Source organism: Algoriphagus sp. (assembly GCF_024642405.1).
Taxonomy (GTDB): Bacteria; Bacteroidota; Bacteroidia; order Cytophagales; family Cyclobacteriaceae; genus Algoriphagus.
Genome location: NZ_JAHEBC010000294.1, coordinates 1 through 4,879 on the forward strand (window position 1 = coordinate 1; position 4,879 = coordinate 4,879).

The 4,879-nt window shown below is 38.6% G+C and carries 5 protein-coding genes; 4 read left to right on the forward strand and 1 reads right to left on the reverse strand.

Annotated elements, in window-relative coordinates; translation table 11 throughout:
- The first annotated feature begins 140 nt into the window (after positions 1–140).
- Positions 141–476 (forward strand): zinc ribbon domain-containing protein YjdM, encoded by a 336-nt coding sequence (locus Q0L68_RS16415; protein ID WP_296705260.1) that lies wholly within the window; start codon positions 141–143, stop codon positions 474–476.
- Between the two features lie 61 nt (positions 477–537).
- On the opposite strand, the gene Q0L68_RS16420 is transcribed toward Q0L68_RS16415, so the two are convergent.
- Positions 538–1,464, reverse strand: coding sequence for a ThuA domain-containing protein (locus Q0L68_RS16420; RefSeq protein ID WP_296705261.1), 927 nt, complete (start codon positions 1,462–1,464; stop codon positions 538–540).
- Between the two features lie 81 nt (positions 1,465–1,545).
- Here Q0L68_RS16420 and Q0L68_RS16425 point away from each other — a divergent pair, with 81 nt between their 5' ends.
- The 3 genes from Q0L68_RS16425 to Q0L68_RS16435 form a co-directional block, all read left to right on the forward strand.
- Positions 1,546–2,514, forward strand: coding sequence for a PmoA family protein (locus Q0L68_RS16425; RefSeq protein ID WP_296705263.1), 969 nt, complete (start codon positions 1,546–1,548; stop codon positions 2,512–2,514).
- Positions 2,515–2,556: 42 nt separating this feature from the next.
- Complete coding sequence (locus tag Q0L68_RS16430) at positions 2,557–3,927, forward strand: Gfo/Idh/MocA family oxidoreductase (protein ID WP_296705265.1); 1,371 nt, start codon at positions 2,557–2,559, stop codon at positions 3,925–3,927.
- A 4-nt stretch (positions 3,928–3,931) separates the two neighbouring features.
- Positions 3,932–4,879: putative oxidoreductase C-terminal domain-containing protein (locus tag Q0L68_RS16435; protein ID WP_296705267.1), on the forward strand; the 948-nt coding region annotated here is incomplete at its 3' end.

Below are 4,879 nucleotides of genomic sequence, written 5' to 3' on the forward strand. Positions count from 1 at the left end.
TTTTGTTGAGTTACACGCCAACTCATTGATTGTTGAGATAAGATTATAGTTATAAGAGGTAAAATTCTGTTGAATAAGATTCTTCTGATGTATCTAAACTTGAAGAGATTCAGCCTAAAGAAAATCATTAATTTTGCGGTATGGAAAATATACCGCCTTGCCCGTCCTGCAAATCTCCTTATGGTTATGAAATGGACACAAAATTTGTATGTCCGGAATGCGGATTTGAATGGATTCCCGAGGCTGAGCTTGAAGAAGAAGGATTGATCGTTAAAGATGCGAATGGAAATGTATTGGTAGATGGCGATGCAGTAGTGATCGTTAAAGATCTTCCTGTTAAGGGTGCTCCAAAGCCAATTAAGGCAGGAACAAAAGTTAAAAGCATCCGATTAGTGGAAGGAGATCACAATATTGATTGTAAAATCGATGGCTTCGGTTCTATGGCTCTCAAAAGTGAGTTCGTGAAAAAAGCATAGAAAAATAGGAAATTGGAAATACGAAGTACGAGAAAAAACTTATACTTCGTATTTCAAACTTTCATTTACTTAAAGGTGTTTCATCGACTTTTACGTCTCCTACCAAGTATTGCATTCCGTCTAGGAAGAACTGAAGCAAATCTGGATTTTCGAAACTTTGTGCATTGTGAGAAGGAGCACTGTATAAAACGCGGCCTTTTCCTTCTTTTCTGATCCAAGCCACATAAGTTACGCCTTCATCCAATTCCTGACCTTTTTTTTGACCTTCAATTTCTGAGTTGTTGAAATATAAAAGAGGCTTGAAATCTAATTCGGCATAAGCATTTTTATAAAAATATGGCTCATCTGTATGTACAAATCCATCTTTGGGGAAAGCCTGTACTAAGGGATGATCCGGATCAGAAAGATGAACATTTATTGGCTGCTGCTTTGGATGATAATCAAATGATCCCCCTAAAAGTCTGGAAAAATCCATGGAATTGTTCAATGTTGTATTGCCTCCATGTATTACGAAAAGACCTCCTCCTTTTTTCACATAGTTAATAACATTCTTTTCTAATTCTGCAGCCTTTTTCCAAATAGCAACACTGTCCATATCCCCATTTTCACTTAATTTATCTACGAAAAGGTTTCTATAAGTTGGCTTCGAGTTGGTATTGTTGAAAACGATCATATCGAATTCTTTTAGCTTATCTTTTTCCATCATTCCTAGGTCTGTGCTTGAGCTTACTTCAAATGCTCCGCTTTTATCGCCAAGGATTTTAAACATAGCCTCAGTATGAGGATTCACCCAATGCCAAAACCCAGTATGTAAAGAAAAAACCAATACTTTCTTTTTGCCTTTAACAGGAAATGTAGGTTTTTCAGGAGCAAGACTTTCGATTTTTGCTTTCCATTCTGGAGTTAACTCCACCTCAGACATACTTTGTGCACCAGCTGAGCCGAGATAACAAATGAAAACGATTGCGTAGAAAATACTCTTCTTCATAGGTAATTGGGATAAATGCAATTAGTCATTAGTTTAGATTTCAATATCTTTAAAAAACAGACCCAATAACCAGATTTTTCTATGATTATCAAAAGAATATTATCAGGACTGATTTTGGCATTTTTACTGCCACTGTCTGGATTTGCACAGAAAGTTACCCTAAAAGAAACAGCAACTGGAATTGATTTTATGCTTGGAAGTCAGCGGGTTTTGACTTATCAAACTGCAGTGGAACCGGTACCGGAAGGAGTGAAATCAGACTATGCAAAATCTGGTTTTATTCACCCACTAACTTCTCCATCCGGACAGGTTTTAACAAGAATTCAACCAAAAGACCATTATCATCACTATGGGATTTGGGGACCTTGGACCAGAGCTACTATTGGAGGACGAGAGGTTGACTTTTGGAATTTGGCTGACCAAAAAGGAAGAGTTGATTTTGATGAAATCGTAGCAGAAAAGGAAGCGGGAGGAGTTGCCGAACTGACTGTTAGACAAAAACACATTGACTTGAAAGCTCCTGAGACAGAAAAATTGGCGATCTCTGAGGATCTGACTATAAAAGTGATGCCAGTAGATAAAGGAAGGTTTTTGGTAGATTATACATCTAATTTTTCTACTAAATTGAAAGATGGGATTTTGTTGGATGCATATCGCTATGGAGGTGGATTAGGATTTAGAGCAACTGAAATTTGGGGGTCAGATAATAGTTCTGTTCTGACTTCAGAAGGAAAAGATAGAAAAACTGCTGATGGAACAGAAGCTAAATGGATTATTATCAAAGGAGAGTCAGAAGCAGCGGAAGGGCAAAGTGGTTTGTTGATAATGAGTCATAATACCAACAAAGCTTTTCCTGAACCCCTTAGAGTTTGGCCAGAAGAAAATTATGACAGGAAAGGAAATGTATTTGTGGAATTTACACCTATCAGACATGAATCCTGGGAAATTCTACCCAATAAACGATATACCTTAAAATATAGAATGATTGTTTTTGATGGAGATCTTACTGCTGAAGAAGCTGAAAGCTATTGGAGAGCTTTCGTCAAATAAGTTAAAAAAATGAAATAGCCCTTAACATTAACCCATAAAACCGTGAAAAGAAGAACTTTTATAAAAAATGCCGGATTGGCGACTGCGGCATTTGGAATTCCTACCATTGTACCTTCCTCAGTTTTCGGCAAAAACGCTCCGAGCAATAGAATTCAAATAGGTCAAATAGGATGTGGTAGGATTGCCAGGGATCATGATATTCCAGGTACTTGGAGGCATGCAAATGCACGATATATAGCCGTTTCAGATCTGGATTCCAATAGAATGCTTGATGGGAAAAACCTGATTGAAAATTATTATTCAAAAAAGGAAGATGAAGCTTCCGGTGAAATCAAACAGTATGGGGATTTCAGGGAAATGCTATTGAATAAGGAAATAGATGCGGTAGTGATCAGTACTCCTGATCATTGGCATTCTCAACCCGCTATGCAAGCAGCAATAGCAGGGAAGCATGTTTACCTTCAAAAACCTACTTCTCTAACGATCAGAGAAGGGAGACAACTAGCCGATGTAGTGAAAAAGACGGGTGTGAAACTACAATTGGGAACCCAACAGCGTTCCAGCGACCAGTTTAGAATTGCAGCTGAACTGGTAAGAAATGGGAGAATAGGGAAGTTGCATACCGTAAGAATAGGTCTTCCGGGAGATCCTCCTGGTCCGGAGGCACCAGCGATGCCAGTTCCCAAGAATCTAAATTATGATATGTGGCTAGGCTCAACCCCTGAAGTGCCTTACACCGAGATTGGTGTTCATCCACAAGAAGGCTATGGAAGACCTGGCTGGTTAAGGATTAATCAATTTGGAGCAGGGATGATTACGGGTTGGGGGCAACATCATTTTGATTCAGCTGCATGGGGAATGGATACGGAATTGACAGGACCTAGGTATATTGAGGCAGTAGCCGAATTTCCTCGCTCAGGACTTTGGAATGTTCATGGCGATTTTATGGTCAAAGCCGAATATGATAATGGAATCCATATGTTTACCAGTGGAGGATATCCCAACGGGATTCGATATGAGGGAACTGAAGGTTGGATTTGGGTTTCCAGAGGTAATTACGTGGCTTCTTCAAGTGATCCAGTTGCTCAAGGAGAAAGTGCAAAAGCCTTGGATGCTTCAGATCCGACAATTTTAACTTCCGTTATTGGTCCGAATGAAATTCATTTGCAAAAGAGTTCGGAACATCATGGAAATTGGCTTGGGGCAATTCAAGGAGAGAATGAATTATTGTCACCCATTGAAATTGGACATAGATCCTGCTCGGTTTGCTTGGTGAGTCATATAGCCATGCAATTGGGAAGAAAATTAGAATGGGATCCAGTTTCAGAACGTTTTGTCAATGATGATGAAGCAAATACATATTTAAGCAGAGAGCAAAGAGCACCATACGGTACAAATTATGTTAAAATGTAAATTCATGATAAAGCTTAAGTCATTTGTATTTATAGCCATCCTCATTCTTTTTCAGTTTTGTGATTCACCCCAAGAACAAATGGATGAACCTAAATCAAAAGCTCCTTTGCAAATTGTAAGCCTTGATCCCGGACATTTTCATGCGGGGTTAATTCATAAAAGCATGTATCCTGAAGTGGACTCAACAATTCATGTTTATGCTCCTGAAGGAGAAGAACTTCGGGATTATTTAACAAGAATTGCAGGGTATAATGAAAGACCTGAAAATCCAACAGCCTGGAACATTGAGGTTTATACCGGAGATGATTTCTTACAGGAAATGATTAAAGAAAAAGCCGGAAATGTAATGGTAGTGGCTGGAAAGAATGACCGTAAGATCGACTATATTCTTGCGGCTTTAGAAAATGGAATGAATGTTTACGCAGATAAACCATTGGTTATCAACCCTTCTGGTTTCCAGAAATTGAAGAAAGCTTTTGCATTGGCAGATGAAAGAGATTTACTCTTTTATGATATTATGACCGAGCGATTTGAAATCTCTACAATCCTTCAAAAAGAACTTTCTATGATGCCGGATGTATTTGGAGAATTAGAAACAGGAACTTTGGAAAACCCCGCTATTACAAAGGAGTCAGTTCACCATTTCTTTAAATATGTTTCTGGGGTCCCATTAGTCCGTCCAGAATGGTTTTTTGATACAGAAATTGAAGGTTCTGGATTGGTAGATGTTACCACTCATTTGGTGGATTTGGTTCAATGGGAATCCTTCCCTGGCGAAGTGCTGGATACTAGTGATGTGGAGATGTTAAAAGCAGAATTACTTCCGACTTCTTTAGGTTATGATCAATATCAATTGGTAACTGGAAAAACTTCTCCTTTTGAAAAAGGAGAATCATTGGATGTTTTAGCGAATGGTGAAATGAATTATACTTTGAAAGGTATTCACGCCAAA